Origin of the sequence: Oryzobacter telluris (assembly GCF_043099285.1) — a bacterium.
Lineage (GTDB): Bacteria > Actinomycetota > Actinomycetes > Actinomycetales > Dermatophilaceae > Oryzobacter > Oryzobacter telluris.
Window position 1 is genome coordinate 351,826 of sequence record NZ_CP170723.1, and the last position, 21,408, is coordinate 373,233.

A 21,408-nucleotide genomic window follows, 5' to 3' on the forward strand; every position below is an offset into this window, starting at 1 on the left:
GCTCTTGAGTGCGGAAGTGGTTGCCCTGACCACCGTTTCCGCACTCACGGCCGGGCGTGGGGGAGGATGGCGGCATGCGCATCGCCCTGGTCCAGCTCTCCTACGGCGACGACGAGCCCTTCGACGACCGGGTCGAACGGGTCGCCCGCACCGTCGCCGGCCTCGCCGACCACGACCTCGTCGTGCTCCCCGAGCTGTGGGCGCCCACCGGCTTCGGCTACCAGGGCTGGGCCGACGAGGCGCAGCCGCTCGACGGCCCCTGGGCCCGGTCCATGGCCGAGGTCGCGCGCTCGGCGGGGGTCGTCCTCCACGCCGGCTCGTTCGTCGAGGAGCTCGACGACCCCGGACCCGACGGCCACGACCTCGCCAACACCTCCCTCGTCCTCGATGCCACGGGGGCCACGCTCGGCGTCTACCGCAAGATCCACCGGTTCGGCTTCGGTGCGGGCGAGCCGAAGCTGATGGAGGCGGGGACCGAGGTCGTCGTCATCGACCTCCCGGACGGCTCCGGCGGGACGGTGCGCACCGGCCTGTCGACCTGCTACGACCTGCGCTTCCCCGAGCTGTACCGCCGCCAGCAGGAGGCCGGGGCCGAGATGTTCCTCGTGCCGGCGGCGTGGCCCGCGGCGCGGGTCGGCCACTGGTCGTTGCTCGGCCGGGCGCGGGCCGTGGAGAACCAGGCCGTCGTCGTGCAGGTCAACACCGGCGGGACCCACGCCGGGACCTCGATGGGTGGGCACAGCCAGGTGGTCACGGCCACCGGTGACGTCCTCGCCGAGGCGGCGCACGCCGGGGAGGCCGTCCTGTCGGTGCTCGTCGACACCTCCGACACCGCCCGCTACCGGCGCGACTTCCCCGTCCTCCCCGACCGCCGCCTCTGACCGCACCCCCCTGCTCTTACTTCGCGGTGAGTGCGGAAGTGGTTGCCGGAGCCGCAGTTTCCGCACTCAACGCCACAGGCTGCGCCGACCCCTTTGCCATGAGTGCGGAAGTGGTTGCCGGAGCCGCCGTTTCCGCACTCATGGTGAGGTGAGGAGGGGGACGCCCAGGGCACGTAGGTCGGCAGCGACGACCCACGGCTCCCGGCGCAGCTCCTCCGTCGTGCACCTCACCACCGTGCGCGTCGGCGTGGTGAGGGAACGCTGCCGACGCACGTCGAGCTGGTAGTGCTGCACCTCGAGGTGGAACGCGCCATCGACCTCGAGCACCAGGGTCCGGCCATCCGGCAGATCCCATTCGCAGTCGGTGAACCGCGCCCGACCTGCACTGTCCCGCCGCTTGACCTGACGTACAGGTGGGCACAGCCCGGCATCGCGGCAGAGTCGCACCACATCGACCTCGCCCACCGACTGGGAGCCACCGGCGACATCGCGCAACAGCTCGCGCATCTGTGGTGCGCGCCGCAGCGGCTTCAGCGCGGCCAGCCAGGACTCCAGCTGCTCGACGGTGGTGAGGCGCTGCTGGATCGTCGCCGCCAGCACCCCCATGGCCGACCGCGGATGTCGCTCGTGCGCGGCCCACAGCAGCACGGCCGGTTCGATCCGACAGAGGGAAGGGTCTCCCTCACTGCGCAGCGCCGCCAGCGACCGCCGCGTGCGGAAGGTCGTCACGCCCTCGACGCGTTCGAAGGAGTCGTCGTTGGCGACGATGACGCACACGTCCGGCCGCTCCCAGTGGCGCAGGCCGTGGACCGCGGCAGCCGTGAGCCCACCGAGCATCGCGCCGGGACCGCAGTGGAGCACCCCCACCCAGGCCGCTGCTCCTCGGACAGGGGACCGGTCGTGGTGGTGAGGACGGACTCCGTCCGGCGGCGCCATCGGCCCGCGACGAGCTGGTTGCGCACGAACCCACGGCTGACGCCGAGCTCGTTGAGCTGGCGCCACGAGAGCGCGAAGGCCTGGCGCTGCGCCAGTTCCTCCCACCCCTCCATGACCGGCATGCTGCCGAGAACCTCGCCGGGCCCCGCGAGGTTCTCCACAGCCTCGCCGTGAGTGCGGAAGTGGTCGCCCGAACGACCACTTCCGCACTCACGACGGGGAGTGGAGGGGGTCGGCTGGCGATGAGTGCTCTGGTGGTCGCCCGAACGACCACTTCCGCACTCACGGCTGGAGGGATGCGAAGGTAGGACCATGGACGCCGTGGTTCGTGAGTCGCCCGCCCCCACGTCCGACGAGGCCCTGCGTGAGCTCGTCGAGGCGCTGCCGGAGGGGGTCGTCACCACCGACCCGGACGCGCTCGAGAAGTACCGCTTCGACTGGACGCACGACGCCACCGCCGGCACCCCCACCGCCGCCGTCCGCGCGGAGAGCGCCGCGCACGTGCAGGAGACCCTGCGCTGGGCCACGCGCCACCAGGTCCCCGTGGTCCCGCGCGGCGCGGGCTCGGGACTGTCGGGCGGCGCCCAGGCCCTCGACGGCGGCATCGTCGTCAGCCTCGAGCGGATGCGCGCCGTCGAGATCGACACCGCCAGCCGGGTCGCGGTCGTCGAGCCGGGCGCCCTCAACGTCGAGGTCAAGAAGGCCGCGGCGGCCGAGGCGCTCTGGTACCCGCCGGACCCCAGCTCGTTCGAGATGTGCTCCATCGGCGGCAACATCGCGACCAACGCGGGCGGGCTGTGCTGCGTCAAGTACGGCGTGACCACCGACTACGTCCTCGGCCTCGACGTCGTCCTCGCCGACGGCACCCTCGTCACCCTCGGCGGCAAGCGGGTCAAGGACGTCGCGGGCCTGTCGCTGCTCAAGCTCTTCGTCGGCTCCGAGGGCACCCTCGGCATCGTCACCCGCGCGACCCTGCGCCTTCTCCCGGCCCAGCCTCCCGCGGCCACCCTCGTCGCCACCTTCCCCACCGTCGCCGCCGCGGCCGCCGCCGTCATCGAGCTCGGCCGCACCACCCGCGCCTCGATGGTCGAGCTCATGGACCAGGCGTCGGTCAACGCCGTCGAGGACTTCCGGCCGATGGGCCTGGACCGTGAGGCCGGCGCCCTCCTCATCGTCCAGTCGGACGCCCCGGGCGCCGCCCGCGCCGAGGAGATCGCCGTCGCCACCACCGCCTGCGAGGTCAGCGGCGCCAAGGAGGTCTTCAGCACCGACGACCCCGACGAGGGCGAGCTCTTCGTCCAGGCCCGCCGCCTGCACTTCCAGGCGATCGAGGGCCGCGGCACCGTGCTGCCCGAGGACGTCGGCGTCCCCGTGCCGCAGCTCCCGGCGCTCCTCGAGGCCGTGGCCGCCATCGCCGAGCGGCACGGCGTCGAGATCCCGATGGTCGCGCACGCCGGCGACGGCAACACGCACCCCGCGATCATCCATGCGCCCGGTGACGCCGACGCCGAGCGCCGCGCCCGCCTCGCCTTCGACGAGGTGATGGCCGCGGCCATCGCCCTCGGCGGCACCATCACCGGCGAGCACGGCGTCGGCCGCCTCAAGGCCGGCAGCCTCGAGGCCCAGCTCGGACCCGACGTCATGGCCCTCACCCGCCGGGTCAAGGACGCCCTCGACCCCCACGGCATCCTCAACCCCGGCTCGGTCATCAGCCGCTGACCTGCCCGGACGTCTCCGAACCGATGGACGAACCCACCCGGGAGGAGCACACTCGAGGGTGACGTCCCGCCGGACGGCGGCCCGTCACCGGAGGCTGGCATGTGGTGGATGGTCGTGGCCGTCGTCGTGGTGATCGCCGGCATCTTCCTCATGGAGCGCAACCGCGGCACGCGCGCCGAGGCCGCGAAGCACGACCCGCGCCACCTGCGCGGCCCCGGGACCCGCGGCGGACGCCCCTGACGGGTCGGCCCGTGGCCCCTCAGGACACGCCCGAGAACATTTGACACACCTTCAACTCCGCAGGTGAGCGGCGGGGAGTATGGTCATCGAACCCCGCCGACCCCGACCCCACGGAGGAACTCATGTACATCGGTCTCGGCATCGTGCTCATCGTCATCGGCGCGATCCTCGCGTTCGCGCTCAAGGTCGACATCCCCGGCGTCGGAGACGACACCCTGGGCTACATCCTCATCGTCGCGGGCATCGCCGCGATCCTGCTCTCGTTCGCCATGCGCGGCCGCCGTCCCGGCGCCGTCACCACCACGCGCGAGAGCCACGTCGACCCCGCCACCGGCACCCGGGTCGACCGCACGGACATCGACCCCCGCTGAGGGTTCCACCCCCAGCCGCGACACACGCCGACGGCCCGCCCCCGATGTGGGGGCGGGCCGTCGTCTCGTGATGACCGGGACGGCCGCGCGCTCGTGGCGGTTGCGCCCGTCCCGGGGTCATGACCTCAGAACGCCGACTCCGGCACGTCCATGAGGAGGGTGTCGGTCGCCTCGGCGACCGCACGCTCGGCGGAGATCTTCGGCAGGACCTGGCGGGCGTAGAACTGCGCCGCCGCGACCTTGCCCTCGTAGAAGTCCTTGTCCTTGCCGGTGGCTCCGGCGGCGAGGGCGTCGAGCGCCACCGCGGCCTGGCGCAGCAGCAGCCACCCGACGACGAGGTCGCCGGCGGCCAGCAGCAGCCGCGTGGTGTTCTGCCCGACCTGGTAGAGGTTCTCGATGTCGCCGCCGTTGCGGACGTCGGCCTTCATCAGCTCGCCGACCATGAACCCGAGGATGCCCTGGACGTCCTCGAGGCCCTGGGCGAGCAGCTCGCGCTCGCGGTCGATGCGGCCGTCGTGGGCGCCGAGGTCCTTGGCGAACTCCTGGATCTGCGAGGAGACGAAGGTCAGCGCCTGGCCCTTGTCCTTGACGATCTTGCGGAAGAAGAAGTCCAGGCCCTGGATGGCGGTGGTGCCCTCGTAGAGCGTGTCGATCTTCGCGTCGCGGACGTACTGCTCCACCGGGTAGTCCTGGAGGAAGCCGGAGCCGCCGAAGGTCTGCAGCGACTCGGTGCCGAGCAGCACCCACGCGCGCTCGGAGCCCAGGCCCTTGACGATCGGGAGGAGCAGGTCGTTGACGCGGCTCGCGATGTCGGCGGCCGAGCCCTTCTCGAAGGTCTCCGACCCCGTGGTCAGCAGCTCGCGGTCGACGATGTCCTGCTGCGTCGCGGTGTAGAGCACGAGCGCGCGCAGGCCCTCGGCGTAGGCCTTCTGGGTCATGAGGGAGCGGCGCACGTCGGGGTGGTGGGTGATGGTGACGCGCGGCGCGGCCTTGTCGGTCATCTGGGTGAGGTCGGCGCCCTGCACGCGCTCCTTGGCGTACTCGAGCGCGTTGAGGTAGCCGGTCGACAGGGTGGCGATCGCCTTGGTGCCGACGAGCATCCGGGCGTTCTCGATGACGTGGAACATCTGGGCGATGCCGTCGTGGACGTCGCCGAGCAGCGTGCCGACCGCGGGCTTCTCGCCGCCGAAGGTCAGCTCGCAGGTCGTGGAGACCTTCAGGCCCATCTTCTTCTCGACGTTGGTGACGTAGACGCCGTTGCGCTCGCCGAGCTCACCGGTCTCGAGGTCGACGTCGTACTTCGAGAGCACGAACAGGCTCAGGCCCTTGGTGCCGGCGGCCGCACCCTCGGGGCGGGCGAGGACGAAGTGCACGACGTTGTCGACCATGTCGGACTCGGCGCTGGTGATGAAGCGCTTGACCCCGGTGAGGGTCCAGGTCCCGTCGTCGTTCTGCACGGCCTTGGTGCGGCCGGCGCCGACGTCGGAGCCGGCGTCGGGTTCGGTGAGCACCATCGTGCAGTGCCAGCCGTTCTCGACGATCCAGCGGGCCATCTTCTTCTGGTCCTCGTTGCCCAGGAGGTGCATCAGCTTGGCGAACGAGTAGGAGGCCGCGAACATCGCGATCGCCGGGTTCGAGCCCAGGAGCATCTCGTTGACGGCCCAGCGCACGCTCGGCGGCGCGACCGTCCCGCCCAGCTCGGCGGGGACGTCGATGTTCCAGAAGCCGCTCTCGCGGTAGGCGTCGAACGACGCCTTGAAGGAGTCGGGCATCGTCACCGACTGCGTCTGCGGGTCGTACACCGGCGGGTGGCGGTCGGCGTCCTGGAAGGACTCGGCCAGCTCGTTCTCGGCGAGGCGGGAGACCTCCTTGAGCATCTCGCGGGCGGTGTCGGCGTCGAGCTCCTCGTAGGGGCCGGAGCCCAGGACGTCTCCGCGGCCGAGGACCTCGAAGAGGTTGAACTCGATGTCACGCAGGTTGCTCTTGTAGTGGCCCATGGCCGCTGTCCTCCTATAGGCGAGTGAGCGCTTGCTTACCAGTCTGCTACCGGCCGGTAACAAAAGCAAGGGGAAGGGTGGGCCGCTGCGTGCGGGCGCCGGTGTGATGCCGGGCATACTCGGGCCGTGAGCAACCGCCAGGTGTCCTGCCCCCGCCCCGACGTGGTGGTGGCGTGAGCACGACACCCGAGCGGTCGCCGGCCGACCTCGCCCGCCGCTTCGTGGAGGAGGGGAGCGCGTGGCGCGCCCGCGACCTCCTCACCGAGCACGTCGAGCACGAGCGCGACACCGAGGCCCTGACCCTGCTCGGTCAGGTGCTGCACGACATGGGTGACCTCCCGCGGGCCGGGGCGGCCTGGTTCGCCGCCGGCGCCAAGGGCGACGAGGTCGACGCCGCCGTCGCCGCGTGGCGCGAGCAGGCCGGCGACGACTTCGTCGCGATGTGGCGCTCGCTGCCCGCGGCGATGCGCAAGGAGCCTCGCGCCCGGCGGATCGAGGCGCTGCGCGAGCGCGCCCAGGCCGCGGAGGCGGGGCAGGCGTCATCCGATGAGGGGCCGGACGCCGAGGCGGACGACCTCGACGCCGAGAGTGACGGCTTCGACGGGGCCTGGCTCATCGCCTGGGTGCTCGCCGTGGTCTTCGTCGTGCTCGCCGTCATCGGCTTCGTCACCGTGCTCGGGTGGGTCGTCCCGGGCTGAGGCCGCGGGGCAGCGGGCTCCGGCCGCCGTCAGTAGCAGCCGTTGACCGTGGCGGCGAGCATGTCGACGCTCTGCTTGAGCGTGGTCGTCGAGTCCTTGCCGTTGACGACGAACGCGAAGACCTTGACCTTGCCGTCCTTGCCCTTGGTGAAGCCGGAGAGGGCGACGACGTCGGCGAGGCGGCCGGTCTTGGCCCACACCTTGCCGGCGGCGCACTTGGCCTCCGCCGTGACGAAGCGCTTCGAGGACGCCGAGAGGGTCCCGGTCTGGCCGGCGGTCGGCATCCCCTGGGCCGAGCGCAGCGGCCAGAGCGCGCTGTTCGTGGTGTCGACCCCGCGGTCGACGACCCGGGCGAGCTGGAGGGCGCTGAGCCGGTCGGAGCGGGACAGGCCCGAGCCGTCGTAGAGGGCGGTGATGCTCAGCTTCTGCCGGGCCACGACCTCCGCCTGCGCCGTGCGGGCGCCGGCCCAGGTCGGCCCGCGGCCCTGGGCGATGCCGACGAGCTTGTGCAGCGCCTCGGCGATCTCGTTGTCGCTGACGAGCAGCATCCGGTTGACCGTGGTCGACAGGGGCTGGCCCTGAGAGGTGGCGAGGACCTCGGCGGTCGGGGCGGCGTTCGCCCGGCCCGAGTACGCCGCGGCGGTGATCCCGTACGCCTTGAGGCGGTCACCCACGTACCGGCCGACATCCGCGCTGGTGTCGGAGGAGTCGCTCTGGTCGCGGACGAGGCCGCGCACGGCGGTGATCGAGTCGGGGACGTAGGTCGACTTCCAGCCGGTGGCCAGGCTCGGCGCCGGGAAGACGTCGTCGTCGACGTAGACCTTCACCGCCGCGGTGGCCAGGCCGCGCCCCTTGAGGACGCCCGCCACCGTCTTGGCCATGGTGTCGAGCTGGGTGCTGCTCAGGCTGGGGTCGCCGGAGCCCTCGACGACGACGCGGTCGGGGGCCGAGCCGGCGCGGATCGTCGTGGTGAAGCGCTTGGTCGGGCCGAAGACGGTGAGGGCGTTGGAGGCCGTGACGAGCTTGTTGGTGGAGGCCGGCATCAGGGCGGTGCTGCCGTTCTTCGACCACACGACGCGGTTGGACTCGGCGTCGATGACGGCACCGGAGAACGCGCTGCCGAAGCGGGCCGTCGTCGCGCGGGCGGTGAGGGCGCTGCGCATGCGCAGGTCGGCGGCCGAGGCGGCGGTGGCGGAGAAGACGCGGGTGTGGCTCGAGGAGGCGGGGGTCGGGGTGCCCGCGGACGCGTGGGCGGTGCCCGAGGTGCCGGCCACGAGGGCGGCGGCGACCGCGGTGGCGACGGTCAGCAGGACGGTCGGGCGGCGGGTGGTCGCGCGCATGCAGGGGCCCCTCGGGTGGTGGTACGGCTGTGGCCACCGGTGCCCCTGCGACCTCGGTTGCTGCCGGAAGGGTAGCCCCCGGGGGTACCCGCCGTCCTGCGCTCGGGCCGAACCCGCCGGGGGTGTCGCTCAGGCGAGGGTGAGGGCCCAGGCCAGGGCGGTGAGCGCGGCCACCGAGGCCGTGACCCGCACGAGGTTCCAGCGCGCCCACGTCGGCTCGTCGAGAGCCACCCGCGCCGTGGTCGCGGAGTACCGCTCGTCGCCGGCGGCCTGGGCGGTGGCGGCGGCGTTGCGGGGGAGGTGGACGCGCGCCGTGACGACCGTGGCGACGAGGTGGAGGACGAGGGCCGCGGCCACCCACCAGCGCGTGGGCTGGTTCCACGACATGGCGAGGGCGGTGGCGGTGAGGACGGGGGCGCCGAGGAAGGCGGTCGCCATGAAGACCGGGTTGACGATGCGCCGGTCGAGCGCCGCGAAGGTGTCGACGGCGGGGCGGTCCGGCAGCGCGCGGACCGCGGGCATCACCGTGTGCGCGTAGAAGAGGTAGACCCCGGCGAGCAGGCCGCTCGTGACCGTCGCCGCGACGAGGACGACGCGTGCCAGCACCATGCGGGGAAGGCTAGCGGCGCGGGGGTCCTGCCGGGTGGCGCGCCTCGGTGCGCTTGTGCTGGATGTCGACGCCGATGCCGAAGACGATGACGCCGAGCATGGCCAGCCGCACGGCCGGGGATGCCGGGACGTAGGCGAAGGCGTGCACCGCGATGGTGAACGTCAGCAGGTAGACCAGGCCCCAGAACATCCAGCGCAGGGCCTCGACGAGGACGCCGGGCGTCATGGCCGGCTCGGGGCGGAGGGGGCTGACGAGGCGTGTGTGGTGCGGGTCCGGGGCTCCATGACTCATGGTGCGCCCGTGCGGGCCCGCGTGGGGGTTTCGGTCGGTCCCGATCTCGTGGCCGAACAGGTGACGACCCGTCCGGTGGTCCTGCTGGAGCCGGTGACGGGAATCGAACCCGCGTGTCCAGCTTGGGAAGCTGGCGCTCTACCATTGAGCTACACCGGCGCGCCGGGTCGAGAACCCTCAGGTCCTCCCCGGCGCCGACACTCTAGCCGACACCCGCAGGCCTCCTCGACGCCCGGTCGGTGTCCAACCTGAGGACGGCGCGCGTCGCCACGCCCGCACCATCCGGGCTGCGCGGACCCCCACGGGTAACCTGCCCTCGTGCTCCTCTCCGACCGTGACATCCGTGCCGAGGTCGACGCCGGTCGGGTCCGCCTCGACCCGTGGGACCCGGCGATGATCCAGCCGAGCAGCGTCGACGTCCGCCTCGACAAGTTCTTCCGGCTCTTCGACAACCACAAGTACCCGGTGATCGACCCCGCGCAGGACCAGGCCGACCTCACCCGCCTCGTCGAGGTCGACCCCTCCGAGGGCTTCGTCCTCCACCCCGGCGAGTTCGTCCTCGGCAGCACGCTCGAGACCGTCTCCCTCCCCGACGACCTCGCCGCCCGCGTCGAGGGCAAGTCGAGCCTGGGGCGCCTGGGCCTGCTCACCCACGCCACCGCGGGCTTCGTCGACCCCGGCTTCACCGGTCACGTGACCCTCGAGCTGAGCAACGTCGCGACGCTGCCGATCATGCTCTGGCCGGGGATGAAGATCGGCCAGCTCGCCTTCTTCCGGCTCTCCTCCTCCGCCGAGAACCCGTACGGGTCCGAGCGGTACGGGTCGCACTACCAGGGCCAGCGCGGCCCCACGGCCAGCCGGAGCTTCCAGAACTTCCATCGCGCCGACGTCTGAGGGCCGGGCCGTGCAGGGGCAGGGTCCGGGCGCAGTGCCGGAGCAGACCGACCTCGTCGAGGTGCGCACCACCGCGCCCGACGCCGGGAGCGCGGCCCTGCTGGCACGCGCCCTCGTGGAGGGCGGGCTCGCGGCCTGCGTCCAGGTCGTCCCGGGCGTCACCTCCACCTACGTGTGGCAGGGCGAGGTCGAGGTGGAGGACGAGCACCTCCTCCTGGTGAAGTCGACCGCCTCCCGCGTCGAGTCCATCCGCACGCTCCTCCGCTCCGAACACCCCTACGAGACGCCCGAGGTGCTTGCCGTCCCGGTCGTGTGGGCCGACCCCGCGTACGCCGCGTGGGTCCGCGACACGGTCGCCGACGACGCGCCGCCGGGCACCGTGAGGGCGAAGGACGAGCGATGAGCAAACCGCGCACCGGCGTGACTGAGGACGCCGATGTCCGGGGGGACGAGGGGACACCGGAGGAGGGGGAGCAGCAGGTCGAGGTGGAGGTCGACGTCGACCGCGCCGCGGCCCTGCTCGACCCCGACGGCGGCGGGGGCGCCGAGCTGCGCGGCCACGTGCCCGATGACCCGGCCGGCGTGGTCCTCGTGCTCCACGGGGGCGCCGAGAACAGCCTGATGCCCGTGGTGTGGTGGCGCCTGGCCGTGCTGCGGATGAAGCCCTTCGCCTCCGCGATCGAGCGCCGGGCCGGTGACCACGTCGCCGTCCTGCGCCTGAAGTACCGCGTGCGCGGCTGGAACGGCACCCGCCAGGACCCCGTGCAGGACGCCCGCTGGGCGCTGGACCGCATCCGCCACGTCCTCCCGGACGTCCCGGTGGTCCTCGTCGGACACTCGATGGGGGGCCGGGTGGCGCTGCGCCTGGCGGCCGACCCGGGTGTCGTCGGCGTCGCCGCGCTGGCGCCCTGGGTGGAGAGCGACTCGGTGCAGGCGCGGCCCGACACCCCGGTGCTGCTCGTCCACGGCTCGAAGGACCGGGTCACCGACCCGCGCCGCACGGCGGTGCTGGCGTCGCGCCTCTACGACCGCGGTGTCGACGTGCGCAGCGTGACCATCGAGGGTGACTCGCACGCGATGCTGCGCGACGCCGGCGCCTGGCACCGGCTGGTGCGGGACTTCGTCATCGACGTCCTCGACCCAGACCGAACCAGCTGACCACTCCGCCCAGGGCCAGCAGCACGGCGCACCACACCATCGCGCCGCGGTAGCCGTCGGCCATCGCCGCCTGCTCGAGGTAGTCGTTGCCGGTGAGCCCGACCACCGCCGGGAGCGCGGCGACCGCCAGGAGCGAGCCGGCGCGCGCGACCGCGTTGTTGACCCCGCTGGCGACCCCCGCCAGCCGGTCGGGTGCCGCGGCCAGGACCGAGGCGGTGAGCGGCGAGACGAGCAGGGCCAGCCCGAGCGCGAAGACGGTCATGCCCGGCAGGACGGTGAGCCAGGACGGCGCCTCCGTGGCCGCGAGCAGGATGACGGTGCCGACGGCGCACACGAGCGGACCGAGCGACATCGGCAGACGGGGCCCGGTGCGCTCGGCCAGGGCCGCGGCCCGGGGCGACAGCAGCATCAGGGCGATGGTGACGGGCAGCCCCGACAGCCCGGCCTCGAGCGCGCTCCATCCGGCGGCCTGGAGCTGGAGGACGACGAAGAGCGAGACGCCGCTGAGCGCGCCGTAGACGAGCAGCGTCATCGCGTTGGCGGCCGAGAAGACCCGCGACCGGAAGACGGCGAGGGGCACCATCGGTGACGCCGAGCGGCTCTCGACCACGACGAAGCCCACCGCGGAGGCCACGGCGACGACCCACGCAGCGGTCACGGCGGCGCCGCCCGAGTCACCGGAGGCGGTGAGGGCGTAGGTGGCCGCGCCGAGGGCGAGGACGGTGAGTGCAGCACCGGGGACGTCGAACCGCCCTGTGTCAGAGGGGTCGTGGCTCTCGGGGGCGTTCTTGCGGGTGAGCAGGACGACGGCGACGCAGAGCGGCACGTTGATCGCGAAGATCCACCGCCAGCTCGCGTGGTCGACGAGCCAGCCGCCGACGAGCGGGCCGAGGGCGGCGGCGATGCCCGACATCCCGGCCCACGTGCCGATGGCGGGGGCGCGGTCCTCGGGCCGGAACGACGCCTGGATGAGGGCGAGCGCGCCGGGGGTGAGCAGGGCCGCGCCGACGCCCTGGAGGACACGCAGCACCACGAGCTGGCCGGGTGTCTGGGCCGCGGCGCACAGGGCCGACGCGACGGCGAAGGCCGCGACCCCCACGAGGTAGGTGCGCCGGCGGCCGCGCCGGTCACCCAGGGCGCCGCCCACGAGGACGAGCGAGGCCAGCGCCAGCAGGTACCCGTTGACGATCCACTGCAGCTGCGCGAGGGAGGCGTCGAGGTCGCGACCCATGGAGCGCAGCGCGACGTTGACGACCGAGCCGTCGAGGATGGCGACGCCCGACCCCAGGGTGAGCCCGGCGAGCATCAGCCGCCCCCGGGTGGAACGGCGGTCGACGACCTCGGGCGCCTCGCTCACGGGTCAAGGGGTACCACGGCGGACCGACGGAGCGTCCGGGGTGCCCGTCCTCGCAGGTCGCGGGGGGCGGCGCGGGGTGTGCCTCGGCGTGGTCGAGAGGGTGCGCTGTCGGGCGGCTCCGCTAGGTTGGTCGCCAGGTTGACGACCTCGTGAGGGGGCCACGCATGATCCGGTTCGATGCCGTGACCAAGCAGTTCCCCGGGGGGACCACCGCGGTGGACGATCTGACCCTCACCGCGCCCACGGGCAAGATCACCGTGCTCGTCGGGCCCTCGGGCTGCGGCAAGACCACCAGCCTGCGGATGGTCAACCGGATGATCGAGCCCACGCGCGGCACCATCACCCTCGACGGCCAGGACACCAGCCGCATGGACGAGGCCGAGATGCGGCGCGGCATCGGGTACGTCATCCAGCACGCGGGGCTGTTCCCGCACCGCACCGTCCTCGACAACATCGCCACGGTGCCGCGCCTGCTCGGGTGGGACAAGAAGCGCACGAGCGAGCGCTCCCGCGAGCTGCTCGACCGGGTCGGGTTGGCCCCCGAGCTCGGCGACCGCTACCCGGCCCAGCTGTCCGGCGGCCAGCAGCAGCGCGTGGGCGTGGCCCGGGCGCTTGCCGCCGACCCTCCCGTGATGCTCATGGACGAGCCGTTCTCGGCCGTCGACCCCGTGGTGCGCGACCAGCTGCAGGACGAGTTCCTGCGGCTGCAGGGCGAGCTCGGCAAGACGATCGTCTTCGTCACCCACGACATCGACGAGGCCATCAAGCTCGGCGACCAGGTGGCAGTGCTGCGGGTCGGCGGGAAGCTGGCCCAGGTGGCCGAGCCCTCGTACCTCCTCGCCCACCCCGCCGACGACTTCGTCGCCGACTTCGTGGGCCGCGACCGCGGGTACCGCGCGCTGCAGTTCCAGCAGGCGCCGCGGCTGCCGCTGCGCTCGGAGCCGTCGGTCGTCATCGGCGAGCGGCCGTCGTCCTCGGCGTCGTGGCTGCTCGTCGTCGACGACGAGCGGCACCCGCTCGGCTGGGTCGAGCCGGCCCGCATCGGCCAGCGCGAGGTCACCCGCGACGACCTCCACCGTGGCGGCACCGTCGCGCGCGAGCACGGCTCGCTGCGCGGCGCCCTCGATGCCGCCCTGTCCTCGCCCAGCCGGCGCGGGGTCGTCGTCGACGCCAGCGGGGCGCTGTGCGGCACGGTGCTCGCGCACGAGGTGCTCACCGTCATCGAGGACATCGACCGGCCCGAGCGCGACGAGTCCGACCCGGTGCACGGCGGCGCGGCCTCGGTGGGTGCCGACGGGGCGCACCCGTGACCTGGCTGGGGGACAACTGGCGCACGGTCCTCGACCTCGCGCTCTCGCACCTGTGGCTGTCGGTCGTGCCGCTGGTCCTGGGCCTCGTCGTGTCGCTGCCGCTCGGCTGGGCCGCGAAGCGGTGGCCGCGGTCGTACCCGGCCATCCTCACCTCGACGGGGCTGCTCTACACGATCCCCTCGCTCGCGCTCTTCGTCGTCATGCCGCTCATCCTCGGGACCAAGATCCTCGACCCCCTCAACGTCGTCGTCGCGATGACGATCTACACCGTCGCGCTCCTCGTGCGCACCGTCGCCGACGGCCTGCGCGCGGTGCCCGACCACATCGAGCAGGCGGCCACGGCGATGGGCTACAAGGGTGTCCGCCGCCTCGTCGGTGTCGAGCTGCCGTTGGCCATCCCCGTCATCTCGGCCGGCCTGCGCGTGGCCGCGGTGAGCAATGTCAGCATCATCTCGATCGCCTCGGTCATCGCCGTCTCCCAGCTCGGTGACCTCCTCGTCGACGGGTACAACCGGGTCATCTGGGGCGAGCTGCTGACCGGGGTCGTCGCGTGCGTGCTGCTCGCGCTGGTCCTCGACGCCGTCATTGTCCTCGCCACCCGGCTGCTCACGCCGTGGCGCACCGCCCAGGGAGGCCGGGCATGATCTCGACCCTCCTGTCCTTCTTCAGCGACCCGGCCAGCTGGTCGGGGGAGGACGGCATCCCCTCGAGGGTGCTGGAGCACCTGCAGTACACGCTGCTGTCGCTTCTCCTCGCGGCGGTCATCGCGATCCCGCTGGGGCTGTGGATCGGCCACACCGGGCGGGCCCGCTGGCTCGTCACGGTCGCCAACTCGCTGCGGGCCGTCCCCACGCTGGGCCTGCTCTTCGTCGTCGCCCTCTGGCTGGGGCCGAAGTTCGCCAGCGACCTCGCCTTCACCGTGCCGAGCATCGTCGTCCTCGCGCTGCTGGCCATCCCCCCGCTGCTGGCCGGCACCTACGCCGGGATCGAGGCCGTCGACCCGGCGGCCCGCGACGCCGCCAAGGGCGTGGGGATGACCGGCACGCAGGTGCTGCGACAGGTCGAGGTCCCCAACGCCCTGCCGCTGCTCTACTCGGGCGTGCGGTCGGCGGTCCTCCAGGTCGTCGCCACCGCGACGATCGCCGCGCTCATCGGACTCGGGGGCCTGGGCCGCTACCTCATCGACGGCATCGCCCTCGGCGACTACGCCCGGGCCGCCGGCGGGGCGGTCATCGTCGCCGTGCTGGCGGTCGCCCTCGACGGCCTGCTCGCCCTCCTCCAGCGGTCCACCGTCTCGCCGGGGCTCACCGGAGGGCAGCGGTCTGTCGGTGGTGGGGGGAAGGATTCCGCCGACCCCGAGGTTGAGGCCGACGACACCGCCGTCGCCGTGTCCCCACGCTTTCCTGCCTGACCCGTGCCCATCCACCGGTGCCCGACCCGCACCCCCACGATCCTGACCCCGAACCGTCGCACCACACCCACCACCAGCCCCCGCGCCCACCATCTGAAGGGACCACTCCCATGAAGCGCAGAACCTTCGCCACCGCAGCCATCGCGGCCGCATCGATCATCGGGCTCACCGCCTGCGGCAGCAACAGCGACCCGCTGTCCTCCGCGTCCCCGTCGGCCTCCACCAGTGGTGGGGGCACGAGCGAGGCGATCGTCGTCGGCGGCGCCAACTTCTCCGAGTCCACGCTCCTCGCCGAGATCTACGCCGGCGCGCTGAAGGCCAAGGGCATCGACGCCACGACCAAGCCGAACATCGGCTCGCGCGAGGTCTACCTCCGCGCGCTCGAGGACAACTCGGTGCAGGTCTTCCCCGAGTACACCGGCGCCCTGGCGTTCTACTACGACAAGGCCTACACCGGCACCGCCCCGGACGAGGTGTACGCCCACGTCCAGGAGATCCTCCCCAAGACCCTCACCGTGCTCGACAAGTCGAGCGCCGAGGACAACGACTCGATCGTCGTCACCAAGGAGACGGCCGACAAGTACAAGCTCAAGACCATCGAGGACCTCAAGGCCGTCGCCGGTGAGCTCACCCTGTCGGCCCCGCCGGAGTTCAAGGAGCGCCCGCAGGGCATCCCGGGCCTGGAGAAGACCTACGGCATCACGTTCAAGTCGTTCCGCCCCCTCACCGGCCAGGGCATCGTCCAGGCCCTGAAGAACGGGCAGGTCCAGGCGGCGAACATCTTCTCCACCGACCCGAACATCGCGGCCAACGGGTTCGTGCAGCTCGAGGACACCAAGAAGCTCTTCGGCTCGCAGAACATCGTCCCGCTCGTGCGCGCCGACAAGGCCGACGCGGTCAAGGAGGCGCTCAACGCCGTCTCCGCGAAGCTGACGACCGAGGTCATCGCCGGGCTCCTCAAGGAGACCGACATCGACAAGAAGGACCCCAAGGCCGTCGCCGAGGCGTTCCTCAAGGCCAACGGCCTGGGCTGACCCGCCCGGGGTCGTCGACCCCAACCCGCCGACGGGCCCGGTGCGCAGTGATGCGCGCCGGGCCCGTCGTCATGGTGTGGGGATCCCGCCCGGGCAGTGACGGCATCGCCGTTAGTGCGGAAGTGGTTGCCCTGGCGACCACGTGAGCACTCACCGCGGGGGATGCGGCCGGTGCTGGTCGCCGTGAGTGCGGAAGTGGTTGCCCTGGCGACCACCTCAGCACTCAAGACCGGGCAATCAGCCTGCGGCGCGCGTTCCTGACCGGGGTGCCGTCAGTCCCAGGGGTCGGGCTCATCGAGGAGCGCGGCGTCGCCGGTGAACTCCGGTGCCGCCTTCTTGTCGGCGGCCGGCTTGTCCTCGGGCTGGTCCGCCGCCTCGGGCGTCTCGCCTTCTGCCGGTGCAGGAGTCTCGTCCGCGACAGGGCCGGGGGTCTCGTCCTCGGCCGGGGCCTCGTCCTGGGGAGCCTGCTCGACCGCGTCAGCGGCGGAGTCCTCGGGCGCCGCGGCTTGGGATGTCGCGGAGTCCTCTGAGGGCGAGGGCTCGTGCGTCGCGACGGGGGCAGGCGTCGCGGCGTCGGCGGGCTCGTCCCACGGGTCGACGGAGTCCTCGACGGCGGCTGCTGGCGCAGCCTCCTCGGTCGCCTCCGCCTCGGGCTCGTCAGCGGACTCCTCGGGCTGCTTCTGCTCAGCCGGTGACGGGGACGCCTCCGGCTCGTCGGCCGCGGACGGCCCGGCCTCGTCGGAGGAGTCGGCTGGCGTCGTCGGAGCCGGCTCGTCCCACGGGTCGACGGAGTCCTCGGTCGTGGCCGCCGGTGCGGTCTCGGCGACGGTCGCCTGCTCCACGGTGGCGGGGCTCGCCGAGCCGGCGGGCTCGTCCCACGGGTCGACCTCGTCGGTGGCGGCAGCGGGCTCGGTCTCGGCGGCGGTCTCCTCGGGCTCAGCCGTGGTCGTCGCATCGGTCGGCTCCCCCGGCGATCCATCCGGACCTGCCGCAGCAGGCTCGTCCCACGGGTCGGAGTCCTCTGTCGATGCCGCGGGGGCGGGGGCAGCGGCGGTGGGGGTGTCGTCCCAGGGGCCAGCGTCGGTGTCGGCCTCGGCGGCGGGTGGCGCCTCCGCGGGGGCGGGGGCAGCGGCGGTGGGGGTGTCGTCCCAGGGGTCAGCGTCGGTGTCGGCCTCGGCGGCGGGTGGCGCCTCCGCGGGGGAGGGGGTCGCTGAGGCGGGGGTGTCGTCCCAGGGGTCGGCGTCGGTGTCGGCCTCGGCGGCGGGTGGCGCCTCCGCGGGGGCGGCGGCGGTGGGGGTGTCGTCCCAGGGGTCGGCGTCGGCGTCAGGCTCAGCGGCGGTCTCAGCCGGAGCCGCGGCGCCCGCGGGGGTGTCGTCCCAGGGGTCGCTGTCGTCGTCGGTGGCAGGCTCGGCGACCGGCGCCTCGTCCTCCACGACCGTCGCGGCCACGGCCGTCGCTCCGGCAGCAGACGCCGCTGTGGGTGCGTCGGCCTCGGCCGTGTCCGCCGTCACCGCCACGGTCTCGGGCTCGACGGAGCCGGACTCGCCCTCGTCCTCGCCTCGGCGGACCGCGGCGAGCAGCATCTGGGCGACGTCGACGACCTCGACCTCCTCAGCCTCGCCGGCGGCCTGCTTGGCGGTGAGGCCGTCGGAGATCATCACGCGGCAGAACGGGCAGCCGATGGCGATCCGCTCCGCACCGGTGGCGATCGCCTCCTCGGTGCGGTTGGTGTTGATCCGCGTGCCGAGCTTCTCCTCCATCCACATGCGCGCACCACCGGCGCCGCAGCAGAACGACTTCTCCTTGGTGCGCTCCATCTCGCGCAGCTCGACGCCGGGCAGCGCCCCGATCAGCTCGCGCGGCGGGGCGTAGACCCCGTTGTGCCGCCCGAGGTAGCAGGGGTCGTGGTAGGTCACGGTCGCCGCGGTGGACGCCGCGTTCTTCGCCGTCGACATCCCCGGGGCGTCGGAGGGGCGCGCCACCGGCGTCAGCTTCTTCTCGCGCACGAGACGGTTGAGCAGCTGGGTGTGGTGGACGACCTCGTACGAGCCACCGACGGCCGGGTACTCGTTCTTGATGGTGTTGAAGCAGTGGGCGCAGGTGACGACGACCTTGGTGACGCCGAACTCCCCGAACGTCTCCACGTTCTGCGCGGCCAGGGTCTGGAAGAGCAGCTCGTTGCCGGCCCGCCGCGCCGAGTCGCCGGTGCAGGTCTCCCCGTCGCCGAGCACCGCGAACGTCACCCCGGCGGTGTCGAGCAGCTCGGCCACGGCGCGGGTCGTCTTCTTCGCGCGGTCCTCGTAGGCGCCCGCGCAGCCCACCCAGAACAGCCACTCGACGTCGGACGCCTTCTCCACGTCCTGCCCGAGCACCTTCACGGGGAACGGCAGGTCCTTGGCCCAGTCGAGGCGGGCCCGGGCACCCATGCCCCACGGGTTGCCCTTGCCCTCGAGGTTCTTGAACAGCCCGCCCAGCTCGGCCGGGAAGGCCGACTCGATGAGCGTGGCGTAGCGACGCATGTCGACGATGTGGTCGACGTGCTCGATGTCGACCGGGCACTGCTCGACGCATGCGCCGCAGGTGGTGCACGACCACAGCACGTCGGCGTCGATGACGGCGTCCGGCCCGTGCGGGTTGTACGCCGTGAGCGGCGAGGTGATGTCGTAGCCCGTGTCGCCGACGAGCGACACGTCGGGCCAGGAGATCGCCGCCGGGGAGGTGGTCGCCCCCTCGACGCCGCGGGTCGCATCCGGCGTCGCGGCCTTCGACGCCACCGAGGCCAGCGCCTTCTCCGGGTCGCCGGCGTGCTCGGCCAGGGCCTTGAGGTAGGGCGCCTTGGCGTCGGCGTGGTCGCGCAGCGTCATCATCAGCAGCTTGGGCGACAGCGGCTTCTCGGTGTTCCACGCGGGGCACTGCGACTGGCAGCGACCGCACTCGGTGCAGGTGGAGAAGTCGAGCAGGCCCTTCCACGTGAAGTCCTCGACGGCGCCGACCCCGAGGGAGTCGCCCTCCTCCATCTCCTCGAGCGCCTCGAGCGTGAACGGCTTGCCGCCCACGGTCAGCGGCCGCACCGCGCCCAGCGCCGTGCGCCCGGAGGCCTCGCGCTTGAACCAGATGTTGGGGAAGGCGAGGAAGCGGTGCCACGCCACGCCCATCGTGGGCTGCAGCGAGATGGTGATCATCCAGGCGAAGGAGATGAGGATCTTCACCGTCGCCACGACGTAGACCCAGGTGGCCAGCGTCGGCACGGAGGCGCCCGACCACAGCCCCGCCATCCACCCGGTGAGGGGGAAGTGCAGCGCGAGCGAGGTCTCCGGCTCCAGGCGGGTGACCATCGCCGCCTCGAGGGCGCGCAGCAGGACGATGCAGATCGTGACGAACAGGATCGTCAGCTCGACGTAGTACGCCTGCCAGAACGTCGACCCGAAGAAGCGCGAGCGGCGCCCGCCCTCCCCGGCGGCCGAGCGCGGGTGCTCCTTCTGCCGGATCGCCATGAGCACGACGATGCCGACGAGCCCGGCCCACGCGAACAGCTCGACGACCCACTCGAACGGCGCGAAGTGCCCGATGACGGGAAGCCGGTAGTCGGGCTGGACCAGCTGGAAGAACGCGTTGACGAGCGTGGTGAAGAGGATGAGGAAGGCGAGCGCGGTGAACCAGTGCGCCGCCGCGACGACCTTCAGCCGCGACATCCGGGTGTGTCCGAGGAACTCCTTGGCCAGCACCCACGAGCGCGACCCGGGCTCGTTCGTGCGCGTCGCGTCGGGGCGGCCGAGGCGGTACAGCGCGACGAAGCGCCCCACCTGGCGGAACAGCAGAGCCCAGCCGATGAGCGGCACCACGGTGCACAGCACGATCGCCACGACCTGCACGGCACCCAGGCCGCCGAAGCGCTCGTCGGGCATCGGGATGACCTCACGCGAGAGGGCGGAGACCACGGACGGCACGACGGCGGGCGCGGTGGCGACAGGCATGGCGGCAGCCTAGTGGCGGGTGAGCGGGCGCTCACCGACCTGTGACGACGATCAACCGCACCGGCGCGCACCGGCGCCCACGAGCGCGCACCGGCGCCCACCTCGGACGACGCCCGAGACACCGTTGTGCCATTGATAACCGTCTGTTGGAATATGCATAAGCAGGCGTCGGTTGCCCCGATGTCGGCACGTCCGACCGTGTCCCGGGACGCCCATCGGCGTCCGGACCACCGTTCCACCAGCGAAAGGCGCACCGATGCCCATCCTCGACGACGTCACCCAGGCCGTCGGCAACACCCCGCTCGTCCGGCTCAACCGCATCATCGAGGGCGACGCGATCGTCGCCGCGAAGCTGGAGTTCTACAACCCGGCCAGCTCGGTGAAGGACCGCATCGGTGTCGCGATCATCGACGCGGCGGAGGCGTCGGGGCAGCTGCCCGCCGGCGGCACGATCGTCGAGGCCACCTCCGGCAACACCGGCATCGCCCTGGCGATGGTCGGCGCGGCCCGCGGCTACAAGGTCGTCCTCGCCATGCCCGAGTCGATGAGCAAGGAGCGCCGCGCGCTGCTGCGCGCCTACGGCGCCGAGCTCATCCTCACCGACCCGTCCCTGGGGATGAAGGGCGCCGTCGCCAAGGCCGACGAGATCGTCGCCGAGCGCGAGGGCTCGGTCCTGGCCCGCCAGTTCGCCAACGTCGCCAACCCCGAGATCCACCGCAAGACCACCGCGGAGGAGATCTGGAAGGACACCGACGGCCAGGTCGACATCGTCATCGCCGGCATCGGCACCGGCGGCACCATCACCGGTGTCGGCGAGGTCCTCAAGGCCCGCAAGCCCGGCGTGCAGATCGTCGCGGTCGAGCCCGAGGAGTCGCCCATCCTCAACGGCGGCGCTCCCGGCCCGCACAAGATCCAGGGCATCGGCGCCAACTTCGTGCCCGAGATCCTCAACACCGAGATCTACGACGAGGTCATCGACGTCAACGCGGCCACCTCGGTCGAGTGGGCCCGCAAGGCCGCCACGCAGGAGGGCCTGCTCGTGGGCATCTCCTCCGGCGCCGCGCTCGCCGCCGCGAACCAGGTCGCCTCGCGCCCGGAGAACGCCGGCAAGACGATCGTCGTCATCATCCCCAGCTTCGGCGAGCGCTACCTCTCGACGATCCTGTTCGAGGGCCTCGTCGACTGAC

General features: G+C 72.5%; 20 protein-coding genes and 1 tRNA gene. 13 read left to right on the forward strand and 8 right to left on the reverse strand.

Annotation, left to right across the window (positions count from 1 at the left end):
• Window positions 1-74: 74 nt before the first annotated feature.
• Window positions 75-881, forward strand: a complete 807-nt coding sequence (locus ACFLFB_RS01635) for a nitrilase-related carbon-nitrogen hydrolase (protein ID WP_392543967.1) — start codon at window positions 75-77, stop codon at window positions 879-881.
• 138 nt (window positions 882-1,019) lie between these two features.
• Here ACFLFB_RS01635 and ACFLFB_RS01640 read toward each other — a convergent pair whose 3' ends face one another.
• A complete protein-coding gene (locus ACFLFB_RS01640) occupies window positions 1,020-1,748 on the reverse strand; it encodes a hypothetical protein (protein WP_392543968.1) in 729 nt (242 codons plus the stop codon).
• Window positions 1,749-2,138: 390 nt separating this feature from the next.
• Here ACFLFB_RS01640 and ACFLFB_RS01645 point away from each other — a divergent pair, with 390 nt between their 5' ends.
• The 3 genes from ACFLFB_RS01645 (at window position 2,139) to ACFLFB_RS01655 (ending at window position 4,147) form a co-directional block, all read left to right on the forward strand.
• Window positions 2,139-3,536: an FAD-binding oxidoreductase gene (locus ACFLFB_RS01645; RefSeq protein WP_392543969.1), complete on the forward strand. Its 1,398-nt coding sequence runs from the start codon at window positions 2,139-2,141 to the stop codon at window positions 3,534-3,536.
• Between the two features lie 108 nt (window positions 3,537-3,644).
• Window positions 3,645-3,776, forward strand: a complete 132-nt coding sequence (locus ACFLFB_RS01650) for a hypothetical protein (RefSeq protein WP_392543970.1) — start codon at window positions 3,645-3,647, stop codon at window positions 3,774-3,776.
• A gap of 122 nt (window positions 3,777-3,898) precedes the next feature.
• Window positions 3,899-4,147 (forward strand): DUF6458 family protein, encoded by a 249-nt coding sequence (locus tag ACFLFB_RS01655; protein WP_392543971.1) that lies wholly within the window; start codon window positions 3,899-3,901, stop codon window positions 4,145-4,147.
• A gap of 125 nt (window positions 4,148-4,272) precedes the next feature.
• Here ACFLFB_RS01655 and ACFLFB_RS01660 read toward each other — a convergent pair whose 3' ends face one another.
• A complete protein-coding gene (locus ACFLFB_RS01660; RefSeq protein WP_392543972.1) occupies window positions 4,273-6,144 on the reverse strand; it encodes an acyl-CoA dehydrogenase in 1,872 nt (623 codons plus the stop codon).
• A gap of 173 nt (window positions 6,145-6,317) precedes the next feature.
• Here ACFLFB_RS01660 and ACFLFB_RS01665 point away from each other — a divergent pair, with 173 nt between their 5' ends.
• On the forward strand, window positions 6,318-6,842 hold the full coding sequence (locus ACFLFB_RS01665) for a hypothetical protein (protein ID WP_392543973.1): 525 nt from the start codon (window positions 6,318-6,320) through the stop codon (window positions 6,840-6,842).
• A gap of 29 nt (window positions 6,843-6,871) precedes the next feature.
• Here the strand turns inward: ACFLFB_RS01665 and ACFLFB_RS01670 are convergent, their stop codons facing one another.
• The 4 genes from ACFLFB_RS01670 to ACFLFB_RS01685 form a co-directional block, all read right to left on the reverse strand.
• Window positions 6,872-8,182, reverse strand: a complete 1,311-nt coding sequence (locus tag ACFLFB_RS01670) for a D-alanyl-D-alanine carboxypeptidase/D-alanyl-D-alanine-endopeptidase (protein WP_392543974.1) — start codon at window positions 8,180-8,182, stop codon at window positions 6,872-6,874.
• Window positions 8,183-8,311: 129 nt separating this feature from the next.
• A complete protein-coding gene (locus tag ACFLFB_RS01675) occupies window positions 8,312-8,791 on the reverse strand; it encodes an anthrone oxygenase family protein (protein WP_392543975.1) in 480 nt (159 codons plus the stop codon).
• 10 nt (window positions 8,792-8,801) lie between these two features.
• Window positions 8,802-9,017 (reverse strand): hypothetical protein, encoded by a 216-nt coding sequence (locus tag ACFLFB_RS01680; protein WP_392543976.1) that lies wholly within the window; start codon window positions 9,015-9,017, stop codon window positions 8,802-8,804.
• Window positions 9,018-9,168: 151 nt separating this feature from the next.
• Window positions 9,169-9,242, reverse strand: a tRNA-Gly gene (locus tag ACFLFB_RS01685).
• Between the two features lie 159 nt (window positions 9,243-9,401).
• Here ACFLFB_RS01685 and dcd point away from each other — a divergent pair.
• The 3 genes from dcd to ACFLFB_RS01700 are packed head-to-tail and all read left to right on the forward strand — an operon-like array spanning window position 9,402 to window position 11,135.
• Window positions 9,402-9,977: a dCTP deaminase gene (gene dcd / locus ACFLFB_RS01690; protein ID WP_392543977.1), complete on the forward strand. Its 576-nt coding sequence runs from the start codon at window positions 9,402-9,404 to the stop codon at window positions 9,975-9,977.
• A 34-nt stretch (window positions 9,978-10,011) separates the two neighbouring features.
• On the forward strand, window positions 10,012-10,380 hold the full coding sequence (cutA, locus tag ACFLFB_RS01695; protein WP_392543978.1) for a divalent-cation tolerance protein CutA: 369 nt from the start codon (window positions 10,012-10,014) through the stop codon (window positions 10,378-10,380).
• Window positions 10,377-11,135 (forward strand): alpha/beta hydrolase, encoded by a 759-nt coding sequence (locus ACFLFB_RS01700; RefSeq protein WP_392543979.1) that lies wholly within the window; start codon window positions 10,377-10,379, stop codon window positions 11,133-11,135. Before cutA ends, ACFLFB_RS01700 begins: the two co-directional genes overlap by 4 nt.
• On the opposite strand, the gene ACFLFB_RS01705 is transcribed toward ACFLFB_RS01700, so the two are convergent.
• Complete coding sequence (locus ACFLFB_RS01705) at window positions 11,101-12,492, reverse strand: MFS transporter (protein WP_392543980.1); 1,392 nt, start codon at window positions 12,490-12,492, stop codon at window positions 11,101-11,103. The genes ACFLFB_RS01700 and ACFLFB_RS01705 overlap by 35 nt on opposite strands.
• 164 nt (window positions 12,493-12,656) lie before the next feature.
• On the opposite strand from ACFLFB_RS01705, the gene ACFLFB_RS01710 reads away from it, so the two are divergent.
• The 4 genes from ACFLFB_RS01710 to ACFLFB_RS01725 all read left to right on the forward strand — a co-directional run bounded on the left by ACFLFB_RS01710 (window position 12,657) and on the right by ACFLFB_RS01725 (window position 16,247).
• On the forward strand, window positions 12,657-13,802 hold the full coding sequence (locus tag ACFLFB_RS01710) for an ABC transporter ATP-binding protein (RefSeq protein WP_392543981.1): 1,146 nt from the start codon (window positions 12,657-12,659) through the stop codon (window positions 13,800-13,802).
• Window positions 13,799-14,446 carry an ABC transporter permease gene (locus tag ACFLFB_RS01715; protein ID WP_392543982.1) on the forward strand — a complete coding sequence of 216 codons (648 nt, stop codon included), beginning with the start codon at window positions 13,799-13,801 and terminating at the stop codon, window positions 14,444-14,446. Before ACFLFB_RS01710 ends, ACFLFB_RS01715 begins: the two co-directional genes overlap by 4 nt.
• Window positions 14,443-15,213, forward strand: a complete 771-nt coding sequence (locus tag ACFLFB_RS01720) for an ABC transporter permease (RefSeq protein WP_392543983.1) — start codon at window positions 14,443-14,445, stop codon at window positions 15,211-15,213. Before ACFLFB_RS01715 ends, ACFLFB_RS01720 begins: the two co-directional genes overlap by 4 nt.
• A gap of 110 nt (window positions 15,214-15,323) precedes the next feature.
• Window positions 15,324-16,247, forward strand: coding sequence for an ABC transporter substrate-binding protein (locus ACFLFB_RS01725; protein ID WP_392543984.1), 924 nt, complete (start codon window positions 15,324-15,326; stop codon window positions 16,245-16,247).
• Between the two features lie 272 nt (window positions 16,248-16,519).
• Here the strand turns inward: ACFLFB_RS01725 and ACFLFB_RS01730 are convergent, their stop codons facing one another.
• Entirely contained in the window at window positions 16,520-20,128 is a 3,609-nt protein-coding gene (locus ACFLFB_RS01730; protein ID WP_392545457.1) for a heterodisulfide reductase-related iron-sulfur binding cluster, read from the reverse strand.
• A gap of 349 nt (window positions 20,129-20,477) precedes the next feature.
• On the opposite strand from ACFLFB_RS01730, the gene cysK reads away from it, so the two are divergent.
• Entirely contained in the window at window positions 20,478-21,407 is a 930-nt protein-coding gene (gene cysK, locus ACFLFB_RS01735) for a cysteine synthase A (RefSeq protein WP_392543985.1), read from the forward strand.
• Window position 21,408: the final 1 nt, after the last annotated feature.

Excerpts from the sequence above, each read along its gene's own strand:
- ACFLFB_RS01675 (WP_392543975.1), bottom strand. The coding sequence starts at position 8,791 with ATGGTGCTGGCACGCGTCGTCCTCGTCGCGGCGACGGTCACGAGCGGC.
- ACFLFB_RS01710 (WP_392543981.1), top strand. The coding sequence starts at position 12,657 with ATGATCCGGTTCGATGCCGTGACCAAGCAGTTCCCCGGGGGGACCACC.
- ACFLFB_RS01650 (WP_392543970.1), top strand. The coding sequence starts at position 3,645 with ATGGTCGTGGCCGTCGTCGTGGTGATCGCCGGCATCTTCCTCATGGAG.
- ACFLFB_RS01670 (WP_392543974.1), bottom strand. The coding sequence starts at position 8,182 with ATGCGCGCGACCACCCGCCGCCCGACCGTCCTGCTGACCGTCGCCACC.
- ACFLFB_RS01700 (WP_392543979.1), top strand. The coding sequence starts at position 10,377 with ATGAGCAAACCGCGCACCGGCGTGACTGAGGACGCCGATGTCCGGGGG.
- ACFLFB_RS01655 (WP_392543971.1), top strand. The coding sequence starts at position 3,899 with ATGTACATCGGTCTCGGCATCGTGCTCATCGTCATCGGCGCGATCCTC.
- ACFLFB_RS01725 (WP_392543984.1), top strand. The coding sequence starts at position 15,324 with ATGAAGCGCAGAACCTTCGCCACCGCAGCCATCGCGGCCGCATCGATC.
- ACFLFB_RS01660 (WP_392543972.1), bottom strand. The coding sequence starts at position 6,144 with ATGGGCCACTACAAGAGCAACCTGCGTGACATCGAGTTCAACCTCTTC.
- cysK (WP_392543985.1), top strand. The coding sequence starts at position 20,478 with ATGCCCATCCTCGACGACGTCACCCAGGCCGTCGGCAACACCCCGCTC.
- ACFLFB_RS01720 (WP_392543983.1), top strand. The coding sequence starts at position 14,443 with ATGATCTCGACCCTCCTGTCCTTCTTCAGCGACCCGGCCAGCTGGTCG.
- ACFLFB_RS01680 (WP_392543976.1), bottom strand. The coding sequence starts at position 9,017 with ATGACGCCCGGCGTCCTCGTCGAGGCCCTGCGCTGGATGTTCTGGGGC.
- ACFLFB_RS01635 (WP_392543967.1), top strand. The coding sequence starts at position 75 with ATGCGCATCGCCCTGGTCCAGCTCTCCTACGGCGACGACGAGCCCTTC.